The 23,764-nt window shown below is 55.4% G+C and carries 26 protein-coding genes; 17 read left to right on the top strand and 9 right to left on the bottom strand.

What is annotated here, in order from left to right; translation table 11 throughout:
• Positions 1–234 precede the first annotated feature (234 nt).
• Positions 235–609, top strand: a complete 375-nt coding sequence (locus ACOTX4_RS03770; RefSeq protein WP_017384878.1) for an inner membrane protein YbjM — start codon at positions 235–237, stop codon at positions 607–609.
• Positions 610–639: 30 nt separating this feature from the next.
• Here ACOTX4_RS03770 and ACOTX4_RS03765 read toward each other — a convergent pair whose 3' ends face one another.
• Positions 640–909: a GrxA family glutaredoxin gene (locus tag ACOTX4_RS03765; RefSeq protein ID WP_006809455.1), complete on the bottom strand. Its 270-nt coding sequence runs from the start codon at positions 907–909 to the stop codon at positions 640–642.
• A gap of 185 nt (positions 910–1,094) precedes the next feature.
• Here ACOTX4_RS03765 and nfsA point away from each other — a divergent pair, with 185 nt between their 5' ends.
• The 11 genes from nfsA (at position 1,095) to ACOTX4_RS03710 (ending at position 11,859) form a co-directional block, all read left to right on the top strand.
• Positions 1,095–1,817, top strand: coding sequence for a nitroreductase NfsA (gene nfsA, locus ACOTX4_RS03760; RefSeq protein ID WP_003858388.1), 723 nt, complete (start codon positions 1,095–1,097; stop codon positions 1,815–1,817).
• 64 nt (positions 1,818–1,881) lie between these two features.
• The gene (gene rimK, locus ACOTX4_RS03755; RefSeq protein ID WP_032608931.1) at positions 1,882–2,784 is read left to right on the top strand and encodes a 30S ribosomal protein S6--L-glutamate ligase; all 903 of its coding nucleotides are present in this window, start codon (positions 1,882–1,884) and stop codon (positions 2,782–2,784) included.
• A gap of 63 nt (positions 2,785–2,847) precedes the next feature.
• On the top strand, positions 2,848–3,324 hold the full coding sequence (locus ACOTX4_RS03750) for a YbjN domain-containing protein (RefSeq protein ID WP_003858385.1): 477 nt from the start codon (positions 2,848–2,850) through the stop codon (positions 3,322–3,324).
• 350 nt (positions 3,325–3,674) lie between these two features.
• Positions 3,675–4,787, top strand: a complete 1,113-nt coding sequence (potF, locus tag ACOTX4_RS03745; protein WP_022650689.1) for a spermidine/putrescine ABC transporter substrate-binding protein PotF — start codon at positions 3,675–3,677, stop codon at positions 4,785–4,787.
• 143 nt (positions 4,788–4,930) lie between these two features.
• Positions 4,931–6,064 (top strand): putrescine ABC transporter ATP-binding subunit PotG, encoded by a 1,134-nt coding sequence (gene potG, locus ACOTX4_RS03740; RefSeq protein ID WP_045332571.1) that lies wholly within the window; start codon positions 4,931–4,933, stop codon positions 6,062–6,064.
• Positions 6,065–6,073: 9 nt separating this feature from the next.
• Positions 6,074–7,027 (top strand): putrescine ABC transporter permease PotH, encoded by a 954-nt coding sequence (gene potH, locus ACOTX4_RS03735; protein ID WP_003858381.1) that lies wholly within the window; start codon positions 6,074–6,076, stop codon positions 7,025–7,027.
• The gene (potI, locus tag ACOTX4_RS03730; protein WP_003858378.1) at positions 7,024–7,869 is read left to right on the top strand and encodes a putrescine ABC transporter permease PotI; all 846 of its coding nucleotides are present in this window, start codon (positions 7,024–7,026) and stop codon (positions 7,867–7,869) included. Before potH ends, potI begins: the two co-directional genes overlap by 4 nt.
• Positions 7,870–7,911: 42 nt before the next feature.
• Complete coding sequence (locus tag ACOTX4_RS03725) at positions 7,912–8,409, top strand: YbjO family protein (protein ID WP_086527936.1); 498 nt, start codon at positions 7,912–7,914, stop codon at positions 8,407–8,409.
• Between the two features lie 40 nt (positions 8,410–8,449).
• Positions 8,450–9,577, top strand: a complete 1,128-nt coding sequence (rlmC, locus tag ACOTX4_RS03720) for a 23S rRNA (uracil(747)-C(5))-methyltransferase RlmC (protein ID WP_045332570.1) — start codon at positions 8,450–8,452, stop codon at positions 9,575–9,577.
• Between the two features lie 121 nt (positions 9,578–9,698).
• The gene (locus ACOTX4_RS03715; protein ID WP_022650690.1) at positions 9,699–10,406 is read left to right on the top strand and encodes a response regulator transcription factor; all 708 of its coding nucleotides are present in this window, start codon (positions 9,699–9,701) and stop codon (positions 10,404–10,406) included.
• Entirely contained in the window at positions 10,390–11,859 is a 1,470-nt protein-coding gene (locus ACOTX4_RS03710) for a sensor histidine kinase (protein WP_045332569.1), read from the top strand. Before ACOTX4_RS03715 ends, ACOTX4_RS03710 begins: the two co-directional genes overlap by 17 nt.
• Before the next feature lie 75 nt (positions 11,860–11,934).
• On the opposite strand, the gene artJ is transcribed toward ACOTX4_RS03710, so the two are convergent.
• The 6 genes from artJ to ACOTX4_RS03680 all read right to left on the bottom strand — a co-directional run bounded on the left by artJ (position 11,935) and on the right by ACOTX4_RS03680 (position 16,454).
• Positions 11,935–12,666, bottom strand: a complete 732-nt coding sequence (gene artJ, locus ACOTX4_RS03705) for an arginine ABC transporter substrate-binding protein ArtJ (RefSeq protein WP_045332568.1) — start codon at positions 12,664–12,666, stop codon at positions 11,935–11,937.
• Between the two features lie 173 nt (positions 12,667–12,839).
• Entirely contained in the window at positions 12,840–13,508 is a 669-nt protein-coding gene (gene artM / locus ACOTX4_RS03700) for an arginine ABC transporter permease ArtM (protein WP_003858369.1), read from the bottom strand.
• A complete protein-coding gene (gene artQ, locus ACOTX4_RS03695; RefSeq protein WP_003858367.1) occupies positions 13,508–14,224 on the bottom strand; it encodes an arginine ABC transporter permease ArtQ in 717 nt (238 codons plus the stop codon). The genes artM and artQ overlap by 1 nt, the downstream gene beginning before the upstream one ends.
• Before the next feature lie 6 nt (positions 14,225–14,230).
• Positions 14,231–14,962, bottom strand: coding sequence for an arginine ABC transporter substrate-binding protein ArtI (gene artI, locus ACOTX4_RS03690; RefSeq protein ID WP_006174322.1), 732 nt, complete (start codon positions 14,960–14,962; stop codon positions 14,231–14,233).
• A gap of 18 nt (positions 14,963–14,980) precedes the next feature.
• Positions 14,981–15,709, bottom strand: coding sequence for an arginine ABC transporter ATP-binding protein ArtP (gene artP, locus ACOTX4_RS03685; protein ID WP_006809439.1), 729 nt, complete (start codon positions 15,707–15,709; stop codon positions 14,981–14,983).
• Positions 15,710–15,935: 226 nt separating this feature from the next.
• Positions 15,936–16,454 (bottom strand): lipoprotein, encoded by a 519-nt coding sequence (locus tag ACOTX4_RS03680; protein WP_023315717.1) that lies wholly within the window; start codon positions 16,452–16,454, stop codon positions 15,936–15,938.
• Positions 16,455–16,551: 97 nt separating this feature from the next.
• Here ACOTX4_RS03680 and ACOTX4_RS03675 point away from each other — a divergent pair, with 97 nt between their 5' ends.
• The 3 genes from ACOTX4_RS03675 to ACOTX4_RS03665 all read left to right on the top strand — a co-directional run bounded on the left by ACOTX4_RS03675 (position 16,552) and on the right by ACOTX4_RS03665 (position 18,595).
• The gene (locus ACOTX4_RS03675; protein ID WP_003858361.1) at positions 16,552–16,875 is read left to right on the top strand and encodes a heavy metal-binding domain-containing protein; all 324 of its coding nucleotides are present in this window, start codon (positions 16,552–16,554) and stop codon (positions 16,873–16,875) included.
• Positions 16,872–17,702 carry an N-acetylmuramoyl-L-alanine amidase gene (locus ACOTX4_RS03670; RefSeq protein WP_022650694.1) on the top strand — a complete coding sequence of 277 codons (831 nt, stop codon included), beginning with the start codon at positions 16,872–16,874 and terminating at the stop codon, positions 17,700–17,702. The genes ACOTX4_RS03675 and ACOTX4_RS03670 overlap by 4 nt, the downstream gene beginning before the upstream one ends.
• Before the next feature lie 269 nt (positions 17,703–17,971).
• Positions 17,972–18,595 (top strand): helix-turn-helix domain-containing protein, encoded by a 624-nt coding sequence (locus tag ACOTX4_RS03665; RefSeq protein WP_022650695.1) that lies wholly within the window; start codon positions 17,972–17,974, stop codon positions 18,593–18,595.
• A gap of 3 nt (positions 18,596–18,598) precedes the next feature.
• On the opposite strand, the gene ACOTX4_RS03660 is transcribed toward ACOTX4_RS03665, so the two are convergent.
• On the bottom strand, positions 18,599–19,231 hold the full coding sequence (locus ACOTX4_RS03660; RefSeq protein ID WP_022650696.1) for a hypothetical protein: 633 nt from the start codon (positions 19,229–19,231) through the stop codon (positions 18,599–18,601).
• Positions 19,231–20,793 (bottom strand): ExeA family protein, encoded by a 1,563-nt coding sequence (locus ACOTX4_RS03655; RefSeq protein ID WP_063938282.1) that lies wholly within the window; start codon positions 20,791–20,793, stop codon positions 19,231–19,233. Before ACOTX4_RS03655 ends, ACOTX4_RS03660 begins: the two co-directional genes overlap by 1 nt.
• Positions 20,794–21,093: 300 nt before the next feature.
• On the opposite strand from ACOTX4_RS03655, the gene gspC reads away from it, so the two are divergent.
• Positions 21,094–21,825, top strand: coding sequence for a type II secretion system protein GspC (gene gspC / locus ACOTX4_RS03650; RefSeq protein WP_032634469.1), 732 nt, complete (start codon positions 21,094–21,096; stop codon positions 21,823–21,825).
• Positions 21,826–21,838: 13 nt separating this feature from the next.
• Positions 21,839–23,761 (top strand): type II secretion system secretin GspD, encoded by a 1,923-nt coding sequence (gene gspD / locus ACOTX4_RS03645; protein ID WP_045332334.1) that lies wholly within the window; start codon positions 21,839–21,841, stop codon positions 23,759–23,761.
• Positions 23,762–23,764 lie beyond the last annotated feature (3 nt).

Genomic DNA, 23,764 nt, shown 5'->3' with positions numbered 1-23,764 from the left:
AGGACTATTTGGGCTACTGTTTTCAGAGTCAGGGAATCACTTTGCATCTCCCTGCTTCCTGATAAATACCCTAAACACTAGCAGTCGGTTAGTTTAATCGTAATAGCTACCGACAGCCACCTATTATCGCACGACTTCTGCGCGTGCTTTGGCAAGGATTGCCGCATTGCTTTATCTGACTGGGCGTTCACCGGACGATTTTTGTATTTGATAGAGATAAGTCAGGAGGATAGTTTGAACTTTAAACGAAACTGGGCTGGCGTAATCAGCTGTTTTTTGCTGTTTACGGTCGTTTGCATGTCGCTCGCTTTTAACGTGAAAGGCGCCTTCAGAGCGTCCGGTCATCCCGAGCTGGGCCTGTTGTTCTTCATCCTGCCGGGGGTAGTAGCCGGTTTTCTCTCACGTAAAGGCGAGGTGGTGATGCCGCTTATTGGGGCAATGCTTGCGGCCCCGCTCTGCCTGCTTCTGATGCGCGTGCTGTTTCTCTCGTCGAGAAGCGTCTGGCAGGAAGTGGCGTGGCTACTGAGTGGCGTTTTCTGGTGTGCGCTGGGCGCGCTCTGTTTCTTATTTACGCGCAGCCTGCTGCAACAGCGGAAGCACCGTAAATAAAAACGCCCTCAGGGTGAGGGCGTCTTCGCATTACTGAGCCGCAAACAGGCCCAGGTGTTCTTTGGCGTAGGCCTCAAAATCGGTGCAGCCGCCGATGTGTTTCTGATCGAGGAAGATCTGCGGCACGGTTTCAACCGGTTTACCCACGGTTTTTTCCAGATCGGCTTTAGTGATGCCTTCCGCGTGGATATCCACATAACGGAAGTTGAAATCATCACGCTCTTCAGTCAGTTTCTCTGCCAGTTCTTTCGCGCGCACACAGTAAGGGCATCCTGGACGACCAAAAATTACTGCAAACATTTCTCTCTCCTCAAAAAACAAGCCTGACGGCGAATAGCACCTATAGTGCACGATAACCTGCCGTCATGGAAAGAAGGTTTCACCTGTCACTTTGATACAGTCAGGCTATGTTTCGCCAATTACATCAGGTGGATCATTGCCTATACTGGCTGCCATACGTTTTACGCAACACAAAGAGAGACAAAATGACGCCAACCATTGACCTGCTTCGTTCCCACCGTTCCATTCGCCATTTCACCGATGAGCCAATTACCCAGGCGCAGCGGGACGCGATCATCGACAGCGCAAGAGGCACCTCCAGCTCCAGCTTTTTGCAGTGCAGCTCCATTATCCGCATCACCGATCCGGCGATGCGTGAGCAGCTGGTAACGCTGACGGGCGGACAAAAGCACGTTGCCCAGGCGGCTGAGTTCTGGGTGTTCTGCGCCGATTTTAACCGTCACCTGCAAATATGCCCTGAGGCCGAGCTGGGGCTGGCGGAACAGCTGCTGCTGGGCGTTGTGGATACGGCACTGATGGCGCAAAACGCGTTCACGGCGGCGGAATCACTGGGGCTTGGCGGCGTCTATATTGGCGGGCTGCGTAACAACATCGAAAGCGTGACGGAACTGCTGAAGCTGCCGAAACACGTGCTGCCGCTGTTTGGTCTGTGCCTCGGCTGGCCGGCGGACAACCCGGATCTGAAGCCGCGCATTCCTGCTGCGATGCTGGTGCATGAAAATCACTACCAGCCGGTCGACCAGGACGTTCTGCATCAATACGATGAAGAGCTGGCGAACTACTATCTGACGCGCGACAGCAACAACCGCCGCGACACCTGGAGCGACCATATTCGTCGCACCATCATCAAGGAGAACCGCCCGTTCATTCTCGACTACCTGCACAAACAGGGCTGGGCAACGCGGTAGTCCATTCCTCCTGCGCCTCGTGTATGATAGGCAGGCTTTTACCATGTCTTTAGAGAGGTGCAGGGTGAAAATTGCCATATTGTCCCGGGATGGAACGCTCTATTCATGTAAACGTCTGCGAGAAGCGGCGGCGAAACGCGGACATCAGGTTGAGATCCTCGATCCGATGTCCTGCTATATGAACATCGATCCTGCGGCGTCGTCGATTCATTACAAAGGCCGCAAACTCCCGCATTTTGATGCGGTAATTCCCCGTATTGGCTCCCAGATCACCTATTACGGCACGGCCGCGCTGCGCCAGTTTGAAATGCTGGGAAGCTATCCGCTCAATGAATCCGTGGCGATTTCCCGCGCCCGCGATAAGCTGCGCTCGCTGCAACTGCTGGCGCGCCAGGGGATCGATCTGCCCGTCACCGGGATTGCCCACTCCCCGGACGACACCAGCGATTTAATCGATATGGTGGGCGGTGCGCCGCTGGTCATTAAGCTGGTGGAAGGTACGCAGGGTATTGGAGTGGTACTGGCGGAGACGCGTCAGGCGGCGGAAAGCGTGATCGATGCGTTTCGCGGTCTGAATGCCCATATTCTGGTGCAGGAGTATATTAAAGAGGCTAAAGGGTGCGACATCCGCTGCTTTGTGGTGGGCAATGAAGTGGTGGCCGCCATAGAGCGGCAGGCGAAAGAGGGCGATTTTCGCTCTAACCTTCACCGCGGCGGTATCGCACGGGTGGCCCTTATCAGCGAGCGCGAGCGTGAGATTGCGGTGAAAGCGGCGCAGACGCTGGGCCTGGACGTGGCGGGGGTCGATCTGCTGCGTGCCGACCGCGGGCCGTTGGTGATGGAAGTTAACGCCTCGCCGGGGCTGGAAGGGGTGGAAAAAACCACAGGCGTCGATATTGCAGGTAAAATGATCGCATGGATTGAACGCCATGCGACGCCGGGATTTTGCCTGAAAACGGGCGGTTAAATGGATCGGCGCGCACTTTTTGCGTAATCTGGACAACGTTTTTATTTAAGAGGCTGCACTGCGATGGATTTACAGGTCGTACCTACACTGGATACGTTACGTCAATGGCTCGATGATGCCGGTATTACTTTCTTCGAATGCGACTCCTGCCAGGCGCTGCATCTGCCTCACATGCAAAATTTCGACGGCATTTTTGATGCCAAAATCGATCTGATTAACGACGTGATCCTGTTCTCGGCGCTGGCTGAAGTAAAGCCGTCCGCGCTGCTGGCGCTGGCATCCGATCTGTCAGCGATCAACGCCAGTTCTTTGACGGTGAAAGCGTTTCTCGACATACAGGATGATAATCTGCCAAAGCTGGTGGTTTGCCAGTCTTTATTCTCCGGCGCGGGGCTCTCCTTCAAGCAGTTCGCCTGGTTTATGCGCCTGAGCGAAGAGCAAATTTCCATGGTAATGATGGAAGCCAACGCACATCACCTGCTGTATAGCGCGGAAGATGATGCCGAGAATAATGATGCATCTCCCAATTTTCTCCACTAAGCCTGTCTGACTTTTGCGCAGTCGCTGCCAGAGCGGCTGCATAACACCATTTTTTCTGCTGCTTTTAACCTTTCTTTAAAGAATTTTTCACCTCCTCTCCGGCCGTTTCGGCTTATCACGTAGACATAATCTGCATAAAAAATTGATAAAAGGCGTTTTTTCGTCTGGGCTATAGCCGGAGACACGGGCTACAGTTATTCTTGCGGTGCTTAAAAAAGCGAGCGGAACCTGCCGGGATGAGGGGGGTATTTTATTTCGGGCAGAGCGACAAACTATGCATGATTATTGCATATCTTCAGGCTGCACAGTTTTGGTTCGTTTGTTAACGAGCTTTCAGAAGGAATAACAATATGATCGCCTTGAATAAAAAATGGTTATCGGGTCTGGTTGCGGGTGCTCTGATGGCCGTCTCTGCCGGCACGCTCGCTGCGGAACAAAAAACGCTGCACGTCTATAACTGGTCTGACTATATTGCGCCGGATACCGTCGCCAATTTTGAAAAAGAGACCGGCATTAAGGTTGTGTACGACGTATTCGATTCCAACGAAGTGCTGGAAGGCAAACTGATGGCGGGCAGCACCGGTTTCGACCTGGTGGTGCCGTCGGCAAGCTTCCTGGAGCGTCAGCTGACCGCCGGTGTCTTCCAGCCGCTGGACAAGAGCAAATTACCGAACTGGAAAAATCTCGATCCGGACGTGCTGAAGCTGGTGGCGAAGCACGATCCGGACAACAAATACGCGATGCCTTACCTGTGGGCGACCACCGGTATTGGCTATAACGTGGATAAAGTCAAAGCGGCGCTGGGCCCGGACGTCAAGCTGGACAGCTGGGACGTGGTGCTGAAGCCGGAAAACCTCGAGAAGCTGAAAAGCTGCGGCGTCTCTTTCCTCGATGCGCCGGAAGAGATTTTCGCCACCGTGCTTAACTATCTCGGCAAGGATCCAAACAGCAGCAAGGCTGACGACTACACCGGTCCGGCGACCGACCTGCTACTGAAGCTGCGTCCAAATATTCGCTACTTCCACTCCTCTCAGTATATCAACGACCTGGCGAACGGGGATATCTGCGTGGCCATCGGCTGGGCGGGCGACGTCTGGCAGGCGGCGAACCGCGCGAAAGAGGCAAAAAACGGCGTGAATGTTTCCTACTTCATTCCGAAGGAGGGGGCGCTGGCGTTCTTCGACGTCTTCGCGATGCCGGCTGATGCGAAAAACAAAGAGGAAGCGTATCAGTTCCTCAACTACCTGATGCGTCCGGACGTGATTGCTCACATCAGCGACCACGTCTACTACGCCAATGGTAACAAGGCCTCCGAGCCGCTGGTGAGCGAAGAAATCCGCAATAATCCGGCGATCTACCCGCCAGCCGATGTGTTTGCCAAGCTCTTCACCCTGAAAGTGCAGGAACCAAAAATTGACCGTGTGCGTACCCGCGCGTGGACCAAGGTGAAAAGTGGTAAGTAACGGCGTTTGATATCGTTGCCCGGTAGCGCCGTCGCTTACCGGGCCGACAAATACCGTAGGCCGGGCAAGCGTTAGCGCCGCCCGGCGATGCGCACCCTGACGGTGCGTTTGCACCAGTGTTGATCTATGCCGGAGAGCACCCCGTGAATGACGCGATCCCCCGCCCGCAGGCGAAAGTCCGTAAAGCGCTGACCCCGCTTCTTGAAATTCGAAACCTCACCAAATCCTTCGACGGCCAGCATGCCGTGGACGATGTCAGCCTGACGATCTACAAAGGTGAAATATTTGCTTTGCTCGGCGCATCCGGCTGCGGTAAATCGACCCTGCTGCGCATGCTGGCCGGGTTTGAACAGCCCACCGCCGGGCAGATCGTGCTGGATGGGGTAGACCTCTCCAGCGTGCCGCCGTACCAGCGGCCCATCAACATGATGTTCCAGTCCTATGCCCTGTTCCCGCACATGACCGTTGAGCAGAACATCGCCTTCGGCCTGAAGCAGGACAAACTGCCGAAAGCCGAAATCGCCGCGCGCGTGGCGGAGATGCTGAGCCTGGTGCATATGCAGGAGTTTGCGAAGCGTAAGCCGCATCAGCTTTCCGGCGGCCAGCGTCAGCGCGTGGCGCTGGCAAGAAGTCTGGCGAAGCGTCCAAAATTATTACTGCTCGACGAGCCGATGGGCGCGCTGGATAAAAAGCTGCGCGACCGGATGCAGCTGGAAGTGGTGGATATCCTCGAGCGCGTTGGGGTGACCTGCGTGATGGTGACTCACGACCAGGAAGAGGCGATGACCATGGCCGGGCGCATTGCGATCATGAATCGCGGTAAGTTCGTGCAGATCGGCGAGCCGGAAGAGATTTACGAACACCCGACAACCCGCTACAGCGCGGAGTTCATCGGCTCGGTGAACGTCTTCGAAGGGCTGCTGAAGGAACGCCAGGACGACGGTCTGGTGATTGAATCGCCGGGGCTGGTGCACCCGCTGAAGGTTGATTCTGATAACTCCGTGGTGGACAACGTGCCGGTTTACGTTGCCCTGCGCCCGGAAAAAATCATGCTATGCGATGAGCCACCCGCCGATGGCTATAACTTTGCCGTGGGCGAAGTGGTGCACATTGCCTATCTCGGCGATCTGTCGATTTACCATGTGCGCCTGAAAAGCGGCCAGATGCTCAGCGCCCAGTTACAGAACGAACACCGGTATCGCAAGGGACAGCCAACCTGGGGCGACGAAGTGAGCCTCTGCTGGGATGCGGACAGTTGCGTAGTCCTGACGGTATAAGGAGCGGTCATGAGTACACTTGAACCTCCAGCCCGCGTCAAAAAACCGGGCGGTTTCGCGCTCTGGCTGGCGCGCATACAGATGGCGCATGGCCGCAAGCTGGTCATCGCCATGCCCTATATCTGGCTGATCCTGCTGTTTCTGCTGCCGTTCCTGATCGTCTTTAAGATCAGCCTGGCGGAGATGGCGCGGGCGATCCCACCGTATACCGATCTGTGGGAGTGGGCCGACGGGCAGCTGACGCTGACCGTAAACCTCGGTAATTTCCTGCAACTGACCGACGATCCGCTCTATTTCGAAGCCTATTTGCAGTCGTTACAGGTTGCGGCTATTTCTACGATCTGCTGCTTGTTGATGGGCTACCCGCTGGCGTGGGCAGTGGCGCACAGCAAGCCGTCGACGCGAAATATTTTACTGCTGTTGGTCATTTTACCGTCGTGGACGTCGTTCCTGATCCGCGTGTACGCGTGGATGGGGATCCTGAAGAATAACGGCATACTGAATAACTTCCTGCTGTGGCTTGGGGTGATCGACCAGCCGCTGACGATCCTGCATACCAACCTTGCGGTGTATATCGGGATTGTCTATGCCTATCTGCCGTTTATGGTGCTGCCGATCTATACGGCGCTGACGCGTATTGATTACTCGCTGGTGGAAGCCTCGCTGGATCTCGGCGCACGCCCGTTGAAGACTTTCTTCAGCGTCATTGTGCCGCTCACCAAAGGCGGGATCATCGCCGGATCGATGCTGGTGTTTATCCCGGCTGTCGGGGAGTTTGTGATCCCGGAACTGCTCGGCGGCCCGGACAGCATCATGATTGGCCGCGTGCTATGGCAGGAGTTCTTCAATAACCGCGACTGGCCGGTGGCCTCGGCGGTGGCGATCGTCATGTTACTGCTGCTGATCGTGCCGATCATGTGGTTCCATAAACATCAGCAGAAACAGATGGGAGACCACGGATGAACAACTTACCGGTAGTACGCTCCCCGTGGCGAATTGCGATCCTGATTATCGGCTTTACCTTCCTGTATGCGCCGATGCTGATGCTGGTGATCTACTCGTTCAACAGCTCTAAGCTGGTCACCGTCTGGGCGGGCTGGTCGACGCGCTGGTACAGCGAGCTGTTCCACGATGATGCGATGATGAGCGCGGTGGGGCTGAGCCTGACCATTGCGGCGCTGGCGGCGACGATGGCCTGCGTGCTGGGCACGATTGCCGCGCTGGTGATGGTGCGCTTTGGCCGTTTCCGCGGGGCAAATGGTTTTGCGTTTATGATCACCGCCCCGCTGGTCATGCCGGACGTGATCACCGGACTGTCGCTGCTGCTGCTGTTTGTCGCGCTGGCGCACGCCATCGGCTGGCCAGCGGATCGCGGGATGCTCACCATCTGGCTGGCGCACGTCACCTTCTGTACGGCATATGTGGCGGTGGTCATCTCCTCGCGGCTGCGCGAGCTGGATCGCTCCATTGAAGAGGCGGCGATGGATCTCGGCGCCACGCCGCTGAAGGTCTTTTTCATCATCACGCTGCCGATGATTATGCCGGCGGTGATCTCCGGCTGGCTGCTGGCGTTCACGCTCTCGCTCGACGATCTGGTTATCGCCAGCTTTGTGTCGGGACCGGGCGCGACGACGCTGCCGATGCTGGTCTTCTCCAGCGTGCGGATGGGGGTGAATCCGGAGATCAACGCCCTGGCCTCCATCATCCTTGGCGTGGTCGGAATTGTCGGATTTATCGCCTGGTATTTGATGGCGCGCGCGGAAAAACAGCGTGTGCGCGATATCCAGCGTGCAAGACGCGGCTGAAGGAATTACTATTTCCAGTGATGTGCCGCGTATGACGCGGCACTGTTTTTCAGGGAAGTAAAAACATTGGGATTCTTACAAAAAACACGTCATTCGCACGCCCGTCCGAACGTCCCTGCACTGGTGCAGGTGGCGGCGCTCGCCATTATTATGATCCGCTGTCTGGATGTGCTGATGATAATGAACACGCTGGGTCCGCGCGGAATGGGGGAATTTATTCACCGCAGCGCGCAGACTTGGAATCTGACGCTGGTGTTTCTCAGCAGCCTGATGCTGGTGTTTATTGAGATCTACTGTGCGTTCTCGCTGGTGAAAGGCCGTAACTGGGCGCGCTGGGTGTATCTGCTGACGCAGATCACCGCCGCAGGCTACCTGTGGGCCGCCTCGCTGGGCTATGGCTATCCGGAGCTGTTCAGCATACCCGGTGAGTCGCGACGTGAGATTTTCCATTCACTGGTGATGCAAAAACTGCCGGATATGCTGGTTCTGTTCCTGCTATTTGCACCAGCTTCGAGCCGGCGGTTCTTCCGCCTGCAATAATGTGTATAATCGCAGCCCTCTTGTTTCTTAAGGTTTTCATATGCAGTGCGCACTCTACGACGCCGGACGCTGCCGCTCCTGTCAGTGGATAGAACAGCCGGTCTCTCAACAACTCACCGCCAAAATGGCCAACCTGCAACAGCTGCTGGCAGCACACGCGGTGGGCGAGTGGTGCGCACCCGTCAGCGGCCCGGAGCAGGGCTTTCGCAATAAAGCCAAAATGGTGGTCAGCGGCAGCGTTGAAAAGCCGCTGCTGGGGATGCTGCACCGCGACGGTACGCCGCAAGATTTAACCGACTGCCCGCTGTATCCCGCCTCGTTTGAGCCGGTGTTTAGCGCTCTGAAACCGTTTATCGCCCGGGCGGGGTTAACGCCCTATAACGTTGCCCGCAGGCGCGGCGAGCTGAAATACCTTCTGCTGACCGAAAGCCAGATCGACGGCGGGATGATGCTGCGCTTTGTGCTGCGTTCGGAAACCAAACTGGAGCAGCTGCGCGCGGCACTTCCGGGATTGCAGCAACAGCTTCCGCAGCTCAAGGTTATCACCGCAAATATTCAGCCGGTGCATATGGCGATCATGGAAGGGGAGAAAGAGATTTTCTTCACCAAACAGCACGCGCTGGAGGAGCGTTTTAACGGCGTGCCGCTGTGGATCCGTCCGCAAAGCTTCTTTCAGACTAACCCCACCGTCGCCAGCGCGCTGTACACCACCGCGCGCGACTGGGTGCGTGCGTTACAGGTTCATCACATGTGGGATCTGTTCTGCGGCGTCGGCGGCTTTGGCCTGCACTGTGCCACGCCAGACATGCAGCTCACCGGCATTGAGATCTCCGCCGAAGCGATTGCCTGCGCGAAGCAGTCCGCCGCGGAGCTGGGGCTGACGAATCTGCACTTCCAGGCGCTGGACTCCACGCAGTTCGCGACCGGGCAGGGCAACGTGCCGGAGCTGGTGCTGGTGAACCCGCCGCGCCGGGGCATCGGCCAGGCGCTCTGCGACTACCTGAGCCAGATGGCGCCGGAGTACATCGTCTACTCCAGCTGTAACGCGCAGACCATGGCGAAGGATATCGCCAGCCTGCCGGGCTACCGCATCGCGCGCGTTCAGCTTTTCGATATGTTCCCCCATACCGCCCATTATGAAGTGTTGACGTTGTTAACCAAAGCGTAGGCCGGGTAAGGCGAAGCCGCCCCCCGGCATAAACCCCACACAATGTTCAACAAAATGTGAACTCTTCCCCCGCTCGAAATCAGGTAAGCTTACGACATAACAAATGATTGAAGGCTTACCCATGAAGCAGATCCTGCTGGTAGAAGATGACCACGATATCGCGGCACTCCTGCGTCTTAACCTGGAAGATGAAGGCTACGCCATTACCCACGAGCCCGACGGGGGCAACGCCTTACAGCGTCTTGAAACACAGCCGTGGGACGCGGTGATACTCGATCTGATGCTGCCGAATGTTGATGGTCTGGAGATTTGCCGCCGTATCCGCCAGATGACCCGTTACCTGCCCATTATCATCATTAGCGCCCGCAGCAGTGAAACTGACCGTATTACCGGCCTGGAAACCGGGGCGGATGATTATCTGGCAAAACCTTTCTCGGTGCAGGAGCTGATTGCCCGCATTAAGGCGCTGTTCCGCCGACAGCAGGCGATGGGCCAGGCGCAGACGGACGGCATTATTCAGGCGCACGGTCTGACTATCGATCCGCTGGCGCGCACCGTGCGTCTTAACGGCCAACACGTCGATCTCACTCCGCGTGAATTTGAACTGCTCTATTTTTTTGCTCGCCATCCTGGAGAGGTCTTTTCACGGCTGGCATTGCTGGAGCAGGTGTGGGGGTATCAGCACGAAGGCTACGAACACACCGTCAACACCCATATTAACCGCCTGCGCATCAAAATAGAAAAAGATGCCGCCGAGCCGGAGATCGTTCGCACCGTCTGGGGCAAAGGCTACAAATTCGCGGAGCAGAATCATGATGCGTCGCTTTAGCCTGAGCCAGCGCCTGACGCTGCTGTTTACGGTGTTACTGCTGCTCTGCGCCACCGTCGCCTGTGCGGTGCAGCTCTACAGTAGCATGCAGTACGGCAACGCGATGGTGCAGCGGCTCTCCGGCGGGCTGGCGCAGCAGATTGTGCAGCGGGAAGCGATTCTGGATTCGCAGGGCAGGGTGGATCGCAGCGCCTTAAAACCGCTGTTCGACCGGCTGATGACCTTTAATCCGAGCGTCGAGCTGTATGTTGTCTCGCCTGATGGCGATATCCTGGCCGATGCCGCCCCGCCGGGGCACATTCAGCGGCAAAAAATTGACCTCGCGTCGATACAGAATTTCCTGAGCGGGACGGTGATGCCGGTGTTTGGCGACGATCCCCGAAGCCAGAATAAGAAAGTCTTCAGCGCCACCCCGCTGCGGCAGGACGGCGAGCTGAAGGGGTATCTGTACATTATTTTGCAGGGGGAAGAGTCCAACGCGCTGGCGGAGATGGCCTGGCACAAAGCGCTCTGGAGTACGGCGCTGTGGTCGATGCTGCTGGTGGCGCTGTTTGGTCTGCTGGCGGGGGTGCTGCTCTGGTACTGGGTGACGCGCCCGGTTAAAGAGCTCACGCTGGACGTGGCCGGGCTGGAGCAGGACAGCATCAGCGCGATTAAGCAGCTGGCGGCCCAGCCGCTTGAGCCTGCCGGCCAGGATGAAGTGGCGATCCTGCGCAATACCTTTATCGAGCTGGCGCGCAAAATCACCTCTCAGTGGGATCGGCTGGCCGACAGCGACCGCCAGCGCCGGGAGTTTATCGCCAACATTTCGCACGACTTACGCACCCCGCTGACGTCGCTGCTGGGTTATCTGGAAACGCTGTCGCTCAAATCCGCCACGCTGTCGCCGCAGGAGCATCAGCAGTACCTCGCTACCGCGCTGCGTCAGGGGCAAAAGGTACGCCATCTGTCGCAGCAGCTGTTCGAGCTGGCGCGTCTTGAGCACGGCGGCATCAAGCCCCAGCGCGAGCGTTTTGCCATGGCTGAACTGATTTCCGACGTGGCGCAGAAGTTTGAGCTTACCGCCCGCACGCGCGAGGTGAACCTGCGTATTGATGTGCCGGGGCGATTGCCGCTGGTGAACGCCGACGTGTCGATGATCGAGCGCGTGGTCACTAACCTTCTGGATAACGCCATCCGTCATACGCCGAGCGGCGGAGAAATTCGTCTGGCGGTCTGGCAGGAGAATGAACGACTTCAGGTCGAAGTGGCAGACAATGGTACGGGCGTAGATGCCTCGCTGCGCGACGATTTGTTCCAGCGGCCTTCAGCGTTAAATCCTCAGGCGTCGCGAGAGAACCGTGGGGGATTAGGGCTGTTAATCGTGAAGAGAATGCTGGAGCTGCACGGCGGTGGGATCAGGCTGATGGAGTCCGTGAGCGGGGCGCGGTTCAGGTTCTTTGTACCGCTATGAGAAATTGCCGGGTGGCGCTGCGCTTATCCGGCCTACAGACCACCCCCGCAGGCCAGACCACCCGGCAAAAAGAGATTACTGAGGGAACCACTGCTCGCTGATTTTCTGGTACGTACCGTCAGCTTTGATCGCTTTCAGCGCGCCGTTCAGTTTCTCAAGCAGAGCCTTGTTCTCCGGACGCACGGCAATACCGAGGCCAGTGCCGAAATACTGCGGATCGGTCACTTTCTCCGTCGCTGTACCCAGCTGCGGGTTGGTTTTCAGCCACTCATTCACGACTGCGGTGTCGCCAAATACGCCATCGATACGGCCATTTTTCAGGTCGATAATGGCATTCTGGTAGCTGTCGTAGGCCACGGTTTTCACTTCAGGATGCTTGTCCTGGAGGTATTTCTGGTGCGTGGTGCCGTTCTCCATGCCGATGCGCTTGCCTTTCAGCTCGTCGAAGGATTTATAAGCTCCTTTCTTCGCAATCACCACCGCAGAGTTCGCGTAGTACGGGTCGGTGAACGCGACCTGCTTGCTGCGCTCTGGCGTAATGTCCATGCCGGAGATCACCGCATCGTATTTTTTAAATTTCAGGGACGGGATCAGGCTGTCAAACGCGTGGTTAGTAAAGGTGCAGTCGGCCTGCATCTGTTTGCACAGCGCTTTCGCCAGGTCAATGTCGAAACCGACGATCTGGTTGCTGGCATCCAGCGATTCAAACGGCGGATAGGTGGCAGAAACGCCAAAATTGATTTTATCGGCGGCGGATGCGCCAGCGGCGAAGGTTGCGAGTAATGCGGCCAGAACTAACTTTTTCATTGTAATGCTCCCGTCTGTCTTATTGATGTGCCGTGTCTGCGGCCTGGATGTACAATGCCAGTTAATGAATTTATATGCAATAAAAATGATTAAGTATTATTTTAATCACAAAAAAAAGCGGATAACCCATCAGGTTACCCGCTCCATGAATACCGTTTTATGCATTTGCGTGGTTAATTCCTGCGCTCAAACGCTAACGCCTTACGCTCGATAAGACGCATCATCAGCGTCAGCAGACCGTTGACCACCAGATAGACCAGACCTGCCGCACCGAACACCATTACGTCGTAGGTGCGTCCGTACAGCAGCTGTCCGTGGCCCATCACTTCCATCAGGGTGATGGTGTAGGCCAGTGAGGTGCTTTTGAACACCAGAACGACTTCGTTGGAATAGGAAGAGAGCGCGCGCTTAAAGGCATAGGGCAGCAGGATCGCCAGCGTATCCTTCTTGCTCATGCCCAGCGCTCCGCAGGACTGCCACTGGCCTTCCGGGATCGCGCGAATGGCACCGTAGAACAGCTGCGTGGTGTAGGCGGCGCTGTTCAGCGAGAGGGCAATCAGGGCGCAGAGCCACGGTTCAGAGAGCAGGTGCCAGATCACCGGGTATTCCTGTAACGACGGGAACTGCCCCGGGCCGTAGTAAATCAGGAAGATTTGCACCAGCAGCGGCGTACCGGTAAAGAGCGTAATGTAGCCACGTACAATCCACACCAGCACTGGCGTTTTCAGCGTCAGGACGATGGTGAAGATCAGCGCCAGGATCAGCGCCACGATGATAGACGCGACGGTCAGCGTCAGGCTGGTGTGCAGCCCTTTCATCAGTTCGGGTAAATAATCCAGCATCAGCCTGGTCTCCGTTCAAAACGCGTTGCGCGCAGGTCAATACGCTTCAGAACGTACTGGCTCAGCAACGTGATCACCAGGTAGATTGCCGCCGCGACGATGTACCAGGTAAACGGCTCCTGCGTACGGGTGGCGATACTTTTGGTTTGCAGCATCAAATCGTTCACGCTGATCAGGCTTACCAGCGCGGTATCTTTCAGCAGTACCAGCCACTGATTACCCAGCCCTGGCAGGGCATGACGCCACATCTGCGGCATCACCAGGCGGAAGAAGATCGCCGCTTTCGACAGGCCCAGCGCCTGACCGGATTCCCACTGACCCTGTGGCACCGCTTTCAGCGCGCCGCGCAGCGTTTGCGACGCATAGGCTGAATAGAGCAGGGAGAGCGCAATCACGCCGCACAGGAACGGGCTGACGTCGAAGTTCTCGATCTGCATCTGCACCGGGATTTGCGCAAAGCCGAGATTAATCGTGAAGCCGTCCGACAGCGTTAACAGCAGCTGTGAGGAGCCGAAATAGATAAACAGGACCACCAGAATTTCCGGGAGTCCACGCAGCACAGTCACCAGCGCTGAACCGAGCCATGCGACAGGGCGCCACTTAACGGACTCCCACACCGCAAAGAACATCGCCAGTACGAGGCCGATAATCAGTGCACAAACGGCAAGGCCGACGGTCATCCCGGCGGCGCTTGCTAAAGGAAAAATTTCATTCATCAGGAATTACTTCTGGAACCATTTTTTGTAGATGGTTTCGTAGGTGCCGTCTTTCTTCACTTTTTCCAGCGCAGCGTTGAATTTCTGCTGCAACTCGGTGTTGCCCTGACGTACGGCAATACCCAGACCTGTACCGAAGTAGTCTTTATCGGTCACCTTGTCACCCACGGCAGCCAGCTTGTCGTTCGCTTTCAGCCATTCAGTCACGACAGCCGTATCCCCGAACACCGCATCGATACGACCGTTTTGCAGGTCCAGTTTCGCATTCTGGTAGCTGTCATACGGCACGGTGGTGATTTCCGGGTGCTTATCCATGATGAATTTCTGGTGCGTGGTGCCGTTCTGCACGCCGACTTTCTTGCCTTTCAGCAGGTCAACGGAGGCGTATTTACCTTTCTGACCGATGAACAGCGCCGAGTTGTCGTAGTAAGGGGTGGTGAACAGAACCTGCTTCTCACGCTCCGGTGTGATGTCCATACCGGCCATTACGGCGTCGATACGGCGGAACTTCAGGCTTGGGATCAGGCTGTCGAACGCCTGGTTGCTGAAGGTACAGGTCGCGTCGATCTCTTTACACAGGGCATTTGCCAGGTCCACGTCGAAGCCAACAATCTTGTTGTTCGCATCAATGGATTCAAACGGAGGGTAGGACGCTTCAGTGGCGAAACGGATGGTCTGGGCTGCGGTAGCGGAAAGGCTGACGCTAGCAAGCAGCGCGGCAATCAATACTTTTTTCATTATAATTTCCCTAACACATCAGTGTGATAAGTAGTTTTTGAAGGCATCGGTTTGCGGGTTAGTGAAGCAGCTCGCGTCACCCTGCTCAACGATATACCCGTTTTCCATATAGACCACGCGGCTGGCGGTTTTGCGCGCCACTTCCACCTCGTGGGTCACGATGACCTGGGTAATGTTGGTTTCCGCCAGCTCACGAATGATACTCACGATCTGGGCAGTAATTTCCGGGTCCAGCGCCGCGGTCGGCTCATCGAACAGCAGCACCGCTGGCTCCATCATCAGCGCACGGGCGATCGCCACACGCTGTTGCTGACCACCAGAGAGATGCAGAGGATAACGGTCGCTGTACGGTTTCAGACGCAGACGTTCCAGCAGCTTTTCAGCACGCGCCATCGCCTGGTCTTTGCTTAAGCCAAGCACGCGGCACGGGGCTTCAATCAGGTTTTGCACCACCGTCAGATGCGGCCAGAGATTGTATTGCTGGAAAACCATGCCCACGTTTTGACGCAGTTCACGAATCGCTTTATCAGAAGGGGTTTTCGCGAAGTCAAAATGGTTACCGGCGATGGCCAGCGTTCCCGAACGGGGCATTTCAAGCAGATTTAAAACACGCAGAAGGGAGCTTTTTCCCGCGCCGCTTGGGCCAAGCAAAACCAGCGTTTCGCCCTCCGGGCAACTCAGCGTAATGTCGAACAGCGCCTGGTGTGCGCCGTAGAAGCAGTTAATGCCGTTTAGTTTAATACTCATCGGGGCAGTCTTTACTCATCCAGGCAAACTATAGCAATTGAGGCCGCAGATAGTACCGTTGACAGAATAGTTATGCAATATTTATGCGTTAAAAGTTAAATATAACCCGTGTTTACTCTTAAACATAGCACAAAATAGCGACGGGAAAGGGGGGCGAGTATAAATGTCGGCATTCCGCCTGAAATGCCGGACATTTTACGGGGTTAACGTTTATTTAACGGATGCGTTAGCGGTTCTCAATCGACTGGCGAAGGGTGCCTGCCGGGGCATGAACGCTGCCGCCAATGTAGCGTACATCATCTACTGCCCAGCACTGGCCTTCACGGATCATCAGCACCTCATCCTGCCAGGTTTGCGTCCCCTGGGTTAGCTTCACGCGCAGGGGAATATTGCGTGCGTCAGTATTTGGAATGGTGGATGCGCTGGCGACGTCGGCGCTGTCCGGCAGCGTGGCGCGGCTGGAGAACGGATCGGATGACAGCAGGGCGTTATGCTGCGGATCGCGCGAAGCGTCGGTGAGCAGTTTCGCCAGATTATCGCTCAGGTACGGGCGCAGGGCGGTCAGGTCATTACCGCGATGCTGAATACGGTAATCATAAAATTGTTGCGCCACGGCGTCCGGGCCACCCTCAATACAAGGGCCGCTGCGGGTTCCGATATCCTTAAAGGCTGGCGTGACCGGCGTTGTGCAGGCGCTGAGCACCAGCGCGCATGGCACTAAAAGCGTTAAAGCAGAGTAGCGCATGTTGATTTCCTTATTTATTAACTATCCTTTCAATCATAGCGTAACGAACCGATAATGCAGTTGCTAACGCATTGAACGCTAAAGAAGGAGAGAAAGTATGCAGTTTTCAACAACGCCAACCCTGGAAGGTCAACCGATTACCGAGTACTGCGGCGTGGTCACCGGTGAGGCGATTCTGGGCGCGAACATATTCCGGGACTTCTTTGCCGGCATTCGGGATATCGTCGGGGGGCGCTCCGGCGCGTACGAGAAAGAGCTGCGTAAAGCGCGTGACATTGCGTTTAAGGAGCTGGGCGAGCAGGCCAAAGCGTTGGGCGCGGATGCGGTGGTAGGCATTGATATCGACTACGAAACGGTCGGGAAAGATGCCAGCATGCTGATGGTGAGCGTAAGCGGTACGGCGGTGAAAACCCGTCGATGAAGCGTTCTCTCTCAACCCTCCTGCTGGCGATATTGCTGGCAGGATGCGCCTCGGAAGAGGGCATCGTTGATAAAGGCGCGTACGAGCTGGATACGCGCCATCAGGCGCAGGCGGCCTACCCGCGTATAAAGGTGCTGGTTATTCACTACACCGCCGACGATTTCGACACCTCGCTTGCGACCCTGACCGATAAAAACGTCAGCTCTCACTATCTCATTCCCGCAAAGCCCCCAGCTCCACAGGGCAAACCGCGTATCTGGCAGCTGGTCCCGGAGAGCGAGCTGGCCTGGCATGCGGGCATCAGCTTCTGGCGTGGCACCAACCGCATAAATGATACCTCCGTCGGCATTGAGCTGGAAAACCGCGGCTGGCGGCAAACCGATGGCGTGAAAACCTTTACCCCCTTCGAACCGGGGCAAATTGCGGCGCTGATCCCGCTTGCCAGAGACATCATCGCCCGCTACGACATAAAACCGCAGAACGTGGTGGCACACTCGGATATCGCCCCGCAGCGCAAAGACGATCCTGGCCCGATGTTTCCGTGGCGCGAGCTGGCGCAGCAGGGTATCGGGGCCTGGCCCGATCCGGCGCGGGTGAATTTTTATATCAACGGCCGACCGCATTATCAGCAGGTTGATACCGCAGCGCTGCTCGATCTGCTGGCGCGCTACGGTTACGAGGTGCCAGAAAACAGCACGCCCGCACAGCAAAAACGCATCATCATGGTTTTCCAGATGCATTTCCGCCCGCAGTTATGGAATGGCGTAGCGGATGTGGAAACCATGGCGATTGCCGAAGCACTTTTAGAGAAATACGGGCAGGGGTAAACCTTCGGATTACCCCCGAGTGAGTATATTTTCTTAAGTTTCTATCAGATTAATCCTAAGTACAAACTCATTTCATTTTTAGTTAATTGACTTAAAATTATCCCGATTTAAGATGGACACATAGCGCGCTAAGTAATGTAGCGAATTAATCAAAAACTTTACTCTTTTATTTTTATTCTTGAGATTTTCATCAGGTAAAAATTTATGGTTCGGCGTAAATGCCGCGGCCATCTTATTTTAAAAAATCACATCTTAAATCGGGTATAACAATGTTAAGCATCTATGGAAAAAAATTACGTCCACAATATGAAATGGAAAGAATTATTTCTGCAACCGCAGGCGTTGAAGAAAAAACGTTAAAGAAATGGCAGAAAATTTCCACTACTGATTCCGGTTACATTCATGTCATCGTCAGCGGCGAAGTCGAATTTCGACGTGAATCTGACGAACTGTGCATGTTTACTGTCACCGGACAATGCCTTTTCGGCCTATCGTCAATGTATTACAACGCCACCCATATGTACGGCCTTGTCCGGACGAATACGGTCGTTCGCTCGATCAAGAAAGAGGTCTTCGCCCAGCTGATGACCGAAAAAAATCTGTGGCCTGACCTGACCAAAGTCCTTTCCTGGTACATATGCGTGATGAGCAAACGTGATGATGTTCTGGTTGCCCGCAGTGCGTATTCTGTTGTTCGTGAATTTTTATATGAGATTAACGATCTGACTGTTCATCAGCAACGTGATATTAACGTTTATGATTACATTCAGGAATACACTAACCTCGCACGTAGTACTATTATCAAAATCCTTTCTGATCTGAAAAAAGGTCAATATATTGTGGTGGAAAAAGGTCGATTGCTTAACCTCACCGCACTGCCTGAAAAATATTAACACCTACTCCCGCCGTTCTCCTTTCTCACTCAAAGGAGAACGGCTATTTCCACTGTTTTTTACACTCGCTTGTGAATTATCCTGCGTTTCGTCAACCGGCGGCGCGGGAATTTTTCCTTGAGAATAATCCTGCTCCTGCTCTTTTAATGCCTGCTTAAATAATTCCGTTAATGATGACTCTTCACTGCTCGTGCTGGCGGGGGCGATATCGTGCTCATGCGCCTCGGTTCCGGGTAAGGTATCCCGCGAGGTATCGTGCGGCACCGCGCCCTCGGGCGCCTGCTGCCAGTCGGCATCATCACTGCTGATCGGCAGATCCTGCATCGGTGGAACATCAACATGCACTGGCGCAACTTTAGGCTGCGGATGCGGGAACGGTTTACTCACGTACACGTAATGCATTTCCGAAAGCTGCGTTTCCGGTTTGGCAACGCTGGCGTTGACCGGTTCAGGTGCCGGGTGGCGCAGGTTCCAGTAGACGTGCATATACAGGCCGACAACCAGCATGGCGCAAAGCCCGACCAGCCATAACGCTGTTTTGCCGAATACGTTTTTCAGGCTGGGGAGGCGGTACGAAAACCAGACCGCTTCCCCGGTTGTATAGCTGCGCTGGGCCGCAAGGCAGATGGTCGACATTAGGCTTTCTTCTCCTGCATTTTTGCGTCCGGGGTGGTGCGGGTTGCCTGAATCAGTACGCCCGGCGTGCTGTTGGTCACGCGCATCAGCTGCATCAGCGTTTCTTCACCGGGGATACCATCCACGTGCAGATGCATTTTTTGCTGGAACTCGCGGGTGCGTTTCATCATTTCTGCGGTCCAGATCCGGGCATGCGTTTCGGGCTGGCTCAACGCGATGCTTAACTGCTGATCGAGCCAGACCATGTCTTTGCTGTCGCTGGCCGTGCCGATCGCGTCTTTTCCTTCCGGTGTCAGGCGGTGCAACTGGGTGAAGTTGCCGGTCGCATGCCGGTTAAACCAGCTGCGGCTTACCTGCCAGGTCCGGTTATTCATTAACAAGTCAATTGATGTATCTCCGACCCTGGCGACCACTGCATAGTTAAGGTGACCGCTGGTTTTCAGCTCACTGACCCACGGATACCCTTCCTGCGCCAGCGTCTCCGGGGACGCGTTCCCCTGTTTACACATCAGGTTCACTTTAGCGGCGTTCTGGCACAGCGCATCGTCGGCCGAGGCGTCATACCCCCACATGAGATAAAGCTGATGCATCGCATCCGGCTGATTAACTATTTCGTTGTCGATAACCGGCACTACGGCTGCCTCAGGTTTTGGCGTCTGCTGTTTCCAGCTGACGGGTACCGGCAGCTGGATCGGCAGGCGCGCGCCGATCGACGAGGTAAAATACCAGCCGCAGGCGGCAAACAGCACGGACGCAAACAGCCCCACGGTTGCCAGGCGCTTACCGTGTTTTTTGGCGGGCAGGATCTCTCCCGCCGCCAGACGTAAATGGCGTGGGCTGACCTGCGCCGCGCGTTCCGTCCAGGCGGCGAGCATTGACAGGTGTGCCAGCGCGTTCAGTTTGCTGATGTTGCCTTTGGTCAGCGTGTGCATTTTGCGCACGCGGGCAGGCGGCAACGGCGAATGTTCACAGTCGTGTTCTTCGCACTGCGCCTGCACATAGCTCAGGTATTCGCAGCAGGTGAGGGGGCGCAGGACATGATGTGTGTGCGTATATTCGCGCAGTTCAGGTTGCTTTAGCAGGCTTTCCTGATCCGCAGCACCCGTCAGCACCACGGCGAGCCGGAAGTTCAGCTCCTGGGCGCGCGTGAGCAGCGTTCCCAGGACTTCACGGCAGCTCTCCTTCATGGCTTCGGAATGGGCGATCGTCAGCACTCTGGATTTTGCTTTCCCCTCCTGCCACTGGCGCAGGACGGCATCCACCGCCTGCATGCGATCTTTAATCGCTTTCGTTCCCGGGTTGAGTTTGTACAGCAGGCTACTGGCACTCAGTTTGGGAAACGCGTTGATGGCAATAACGGTATTGCTGCTGGCTTTCAGCGCGTCGATGAAGTGGCTCAGAAGCGGAGCGTCGTCGCAAAAAAGCCCGATAATACCCGCCAGCTGGGTTTTCTCTTTCAGCAGGTTGAACACGTCCTGATGATAAGGCACCAGAAAATCACCGGATAAACGGGTGATTGTCCTGAATGGCGGATTTTTAAAATTAAAGTGGCTCTGATACATAACGACTGACCGTCTCTGATTAGGAATAGCAACAGCAGCAGAAAGTAAGGTAATGCCCCTGAGCGGTCAATTTGCAGACAGGGTAAAAATATCCAGCTGGCCGCGCCTAACATCTGGATTTTATACGGTCAATATTTTTCTGTATGAAAGTTGGTGGCGAAGTCAGTGGTCGTATTTGCAACAGCTTATTACTATTTTCCTCCATATTGGCGCAGTATGACGCTGCTTATTTTTGCTTTGCTATAGGCCGGATAAAAAATGAGGTTCTCATTTCTGTCACGGTGGATAACGCCTTGTATTATGTTTGTGCTGCTCATTTTTAGCGGCCAGCAAGGGTATCTCACCTTAAAAGATTATAAAAAAGTTACGAATAAGTTGGCTAAAGCTGATCTACAGCCGCTGAAAAAAACGCACGAAGATAAACCCTTCACGCTTTTTACGGCTGCCGTCCGTCAGGAGAACTTAGCGGATGCGGCAAAAGCCCCGCTGGCAGCGGAGATAGAGGGCATTGTGCGCAGTGATGACGCCTGGCTCTCCTTTGCTGTTATCAAAACCCCAGGCGGTCAGCGAAGCTACCGTGAGGGTGAACCTCTCGCCGGATTTAACGACGCATTTATTCAGGAAATAAACAAAGATAATGTGGTGGTTAATTATGAAGGTGCTACGCAGGTACTGGCGTTAAATAAACCGGACTATTTTAAGGGGGGCGTGGATAGCGGCCCGGTTACAAAATCGACGAAAGATGCTGGCGCAGAAAGTTTGCATCTTGATGATTATCTGGTGTTAAAACCCATCATTGAAAAAGGCCGACTGGAAGGCTACAGGATAAATCCAAGGAATGCCTCCGCCTTTTACAGTCAGTCAGGTCTGGAAAAAGGCGATGTGGCGGTTCAGGTTAACTCTGTCGATATGACCGATGAAGCAAAAGCGAAAAGCATTATTGCCAACTGGTCGAAAATGAAAGAAGCGGATGTCGTCGTGCGGCGTCACGCTCACCTTGAAAATATTCGGGTTAATGTTCTAAACAATTAACAAGTGTGCAGACATGAAAAAATTTCCCTGGGCGTGCGTGGCGCTGACCGCATTGTCGTTATATTCCAGTTCGCTGCTTGCAGCTAACTTTAGCGCGAGTTTTAAAAATACTGATATTCGCGAGTTTATCGATACGGTAGGCCGCAATCTCAACAAAACCATTCTGGTCGACCCGTCCGTCCAGGGCACCGTCTCGGTCCGAACCTACAACGTGCTGACGGAAGATGAGTACTACCAATTCTTTCTGAGCGTGCTGGATCTCTACGGCCTGTCGGTGATCCCGTTGGACAACGGCATGGTCAAAGTGGTGCGCTCAAGCGTGGCGCGTACCGCCGGTGCGCCGCTGGCAGACAGCAAGAACCCGGGCAAAGGTGATGAGATCATCACCCGCGTGGTGCGCATGGAAAACGTACCCGTTCGCGAGCTGGCCCCGCTGCTGCGTCAGCTCAACGATGCCACTGGCATCGGGAACGTGGTGCACTTTGAGCCGTCCAACGTCCTGCTGTTAACCGGTAAAGCCTCGGTGGTGAACCGCCTGGTGGATCTGGTGCAGCGCGTCGATAAAGACGGTATTCAGCGCCGCGAAATCATCCCGCTGCGCTTTGCCTCTGCCAAAGAACTTTCGGATATGTTGAACAACCTCAACAACGAAGAGCAGAAAGGGCAGAACGCACCGCAGCTGGCGACCAAGGTGGTGGCGGATGACGAAACCAACAGCCTGGTGATCAGCGGTTCGGAAGATGCGCGCGCGCGTACCCGTTCCCTTATCCATCAGCTGGATCGCGAGCAGAATAACGAGGGGAACACCCGCGTCTTCTACCTCAAATATGCCAGCGCCACCAAAGTGGTGCCGGTGCTGACCGGGATTGGCGAGCAGCTGAAAGACAAGCCGGTCGCGGCCAAAGCGAAAACCGCGAGCGCCTCAACCGATCTGAATATCACCGCCGACGAGTCAACCAACTCCCTGGTGATCACCGCGCAGCCTAATGTGATGAACTCCCTGGAGAAGGTGATCGACAAGCTGGATATTCGCCGTCCGCAGGTGCTGGTGGAAGCGATCATTGCCGAAGTGCAGGACGGTAACGGCCTGGATCTTGGCGTGCAATGGACCAGCAAGCACGGCGGCGTGCAGTTTGGCGCTACCGGCCTGCCAATCAGCCAGATTAAAAATGGCACCATGAAAGGGGCGAGCTTCACGGGCCTTGCGACCGGCTTCTTTAACGGTGATTTCGGTGCGCTGATGACCGCGCTCTCCACCAACGGCAAAAACGATATCCTCTCCACGCCAAGCGTGGTCACGCTGGATAACAAAGAAGCGTCATTCAACGTCGGTCAGGATGTGCCGGTGCTTTCCGGTTCGCAAACCACCAGCGGCGACAACGTGTTTAACTCCGTTGAGCGTAAAACCGTCGGTACCAAGCTGAAGATTGTGCCGCAAATCAACGATGGCGACATGATCCACCTGAAGATTGAGCAGGAAGTGTCCAGCGTTGACAACAGCGCGACGGAAGATTCGAGCCTCGGCCCAACCTTCAACACGCGCACGATCAATAACGAAGTGATGGTTCACAGTGGCCAGACGGTGGTGCTCGGCGGCCTGATGGAAAATGTGACCAAACAGTCCGTCTCCAAAGTGCCGCTGCTCGGCGATATCCCGCTGGTCGGGCAGCTGTTCCGCTACACCTCGCAGGATACCTCTAAACGCAACCTGATGGTGTTTATTCATACCACCGTCCTGCGTGACGACGACAACTACAGCGCAGCCTCGAAAGAGAAATATGACCAGATCCGGGTGCGCCAGATGCAGCGCGTGGAAGAGAAAAAGCTCGGTATTGTTGAGCCGAGCGACAATGCCGTCCTGCCCGCGTTTCCTTCAGCAAGCCCTCACGTCGCACCGGTGAAAACCTCCGCGGCACGCAATCCGTTTAAAGAGTAAGGC

Origin of the sequence: Enterobacter cloacae complex sp. IR5459, from assembly GCF_049238005.1 — a bacterium.
Taxonomy (GTDB): domain Bacteria; phylum Pseudomonadota; class Gammaproteobacteria; order Enterobacterales; family Enterobacteriaceae; genus Enterobacter; species Enterobacter hormaechei_C.
This window is presented reverse-complemented; position numbering and strand designations above follow the sequence as displayed.

Coding starts and splice junctions, on each gene's coding strand:
- artI (WP_006174322.1), bottom strand. CDS start 14,962: ATGAAAAAAGTATTGATTGCCGCGCTGCTTGCTAGCGTCAGCCTTTCC.
- artP (WP_006809439.1), bottom strand. CDS start 15,709: ATGAGTATTAAACTAAACGGCATTAACTGCTTCTACGGCGCACACCAG.
- artM (WP_003858369.1), bottom strand. CDS start 13,508: ATGCTGGATTATTTACCCGAACTGATGAAAGGGCTGCACACCAGCCTG.
- artQ (WP_003858367.1), bottom strand. CDS start 14,224: ATGAATGAAATTTTTCCTTTAGCAAGCGCCGCCGGGATGACCGTCGGC.
- potH (WP_003858381.1), top strand. CDS start 6,074: ATGAGTACACTTGAACCTCCAGCCCGCGTCAAAAAACCGGGCGGTTTC.
- ACOTX4_RS03680 (WP_023315717.1), bottom strand. CDS start 16,454: ATGCGCTACTCTGCTTTAACGCTTTTAGTGCCATGCGCGCTGGTGCTC.
- ACOTX4_RS03655 (WP_063938282.1), bottom strand. CDS start 20,793: ATGTATCAGAGCCACTTTAATTTTAAAAATCCGCCATTCAGGACAATC.
- artJ (WP_045332568.1), bottom strand. CDS start 12,666: ATGAAAAAGTTAGTTCTGGCCGCATTACTCGCAACCTTCGCCGCTGGC.
- ACOTX4_RS03765 (WP_006809455.1), bottom strand. CDS start 909: ATGTTTGCAGTAATTTTTGGTCGTCCAGGATGCCCTTACTGTGTGCGC.
- ACOTX4_RS03710 (WP_045332569.1), top strand. CDS start 10,390: ATGATGCGTCGCTTTAGCCTGAGCCAGCGCCTGACGCTGCTGTTTACG.
- ACOTX4_RS03750 (WP_003858385.1), top strand. CDS start 2,848: ATGGATTTACAGGTCGTACCTACACTGGATACGTTACGTCAATGGCTC.
- potF (WP_022650689.1), top strand. CDS start 3,675: ATGATCGCCTTGAATAAAAAATGGTTATCGGGTCTGGTTGCGGGTGCT.
- rlmC (WP_045332570.1), top strand. CDS start 8,450: ATGCAGTGCGCACTCTACGACGCCGGACGCTGCCGCTCCTGTCAGTGG.
- ACOTX4_RS03675 (WP_003858361.1), top strand. CDS start 16,552: ATGCAGTTTTCAACAACGCCAACCCTGGAAGGTCAACCGATTACCGAG.
- gspC (WP_032634469.1), top strand. CDS start 21,094: ATGTTTGTGCTGCTCATTTTTAGCGGCCAGCAAGGGTATCTCACCTTA.
- potI (WP_003858378.1), top strand. CDS start 7,024: ATGAACAACTTACCGGTAGTACGCTCCCCGTGGCGAATTGCGATCCTG.
- nfsA (WP_003858388.1), top strand. CDS start 1,095: ATGACGCCAACCATTGACCTGCTTCGTTCCCACCGTTCCATTCGCCAT.
- ACOTX4_RS03715 (WP_022650690.1), top strand. CDS start 9,699: ATGAAGCAGATCCTGCTGGTAGAAGATGACCACGATATCGCGGCACTC.
- ACOTX4_RS03665 (WP_022650695.1), top strand. CDS start 17,972: ATGTTAAGCATCTATGGAAAAAAATTACGTCCACAATATGAAATGGAA.
- gspD (WP_045332334.1), top strand. CDS start 21,839: ATGAAAAAATTTCCCTGGGCGTGCGTGGCGCTGACCGCATTGTCGTTA.
- ACOTX4_RS03660 (WP_022650696.1), bottom strand. CDS start 19,231: ATGTCGACCATCTGCCTTGCGGCCCAGCGCAGCTATACAACCGGGGAA.
- ACOTX4_RS03670 (WP_022650694.1), top strand. CDS start 16,872: ATGAAGCGTTCTCTCTCAACCCTCCTGCTGGCGATATTGCTGGCAGGA.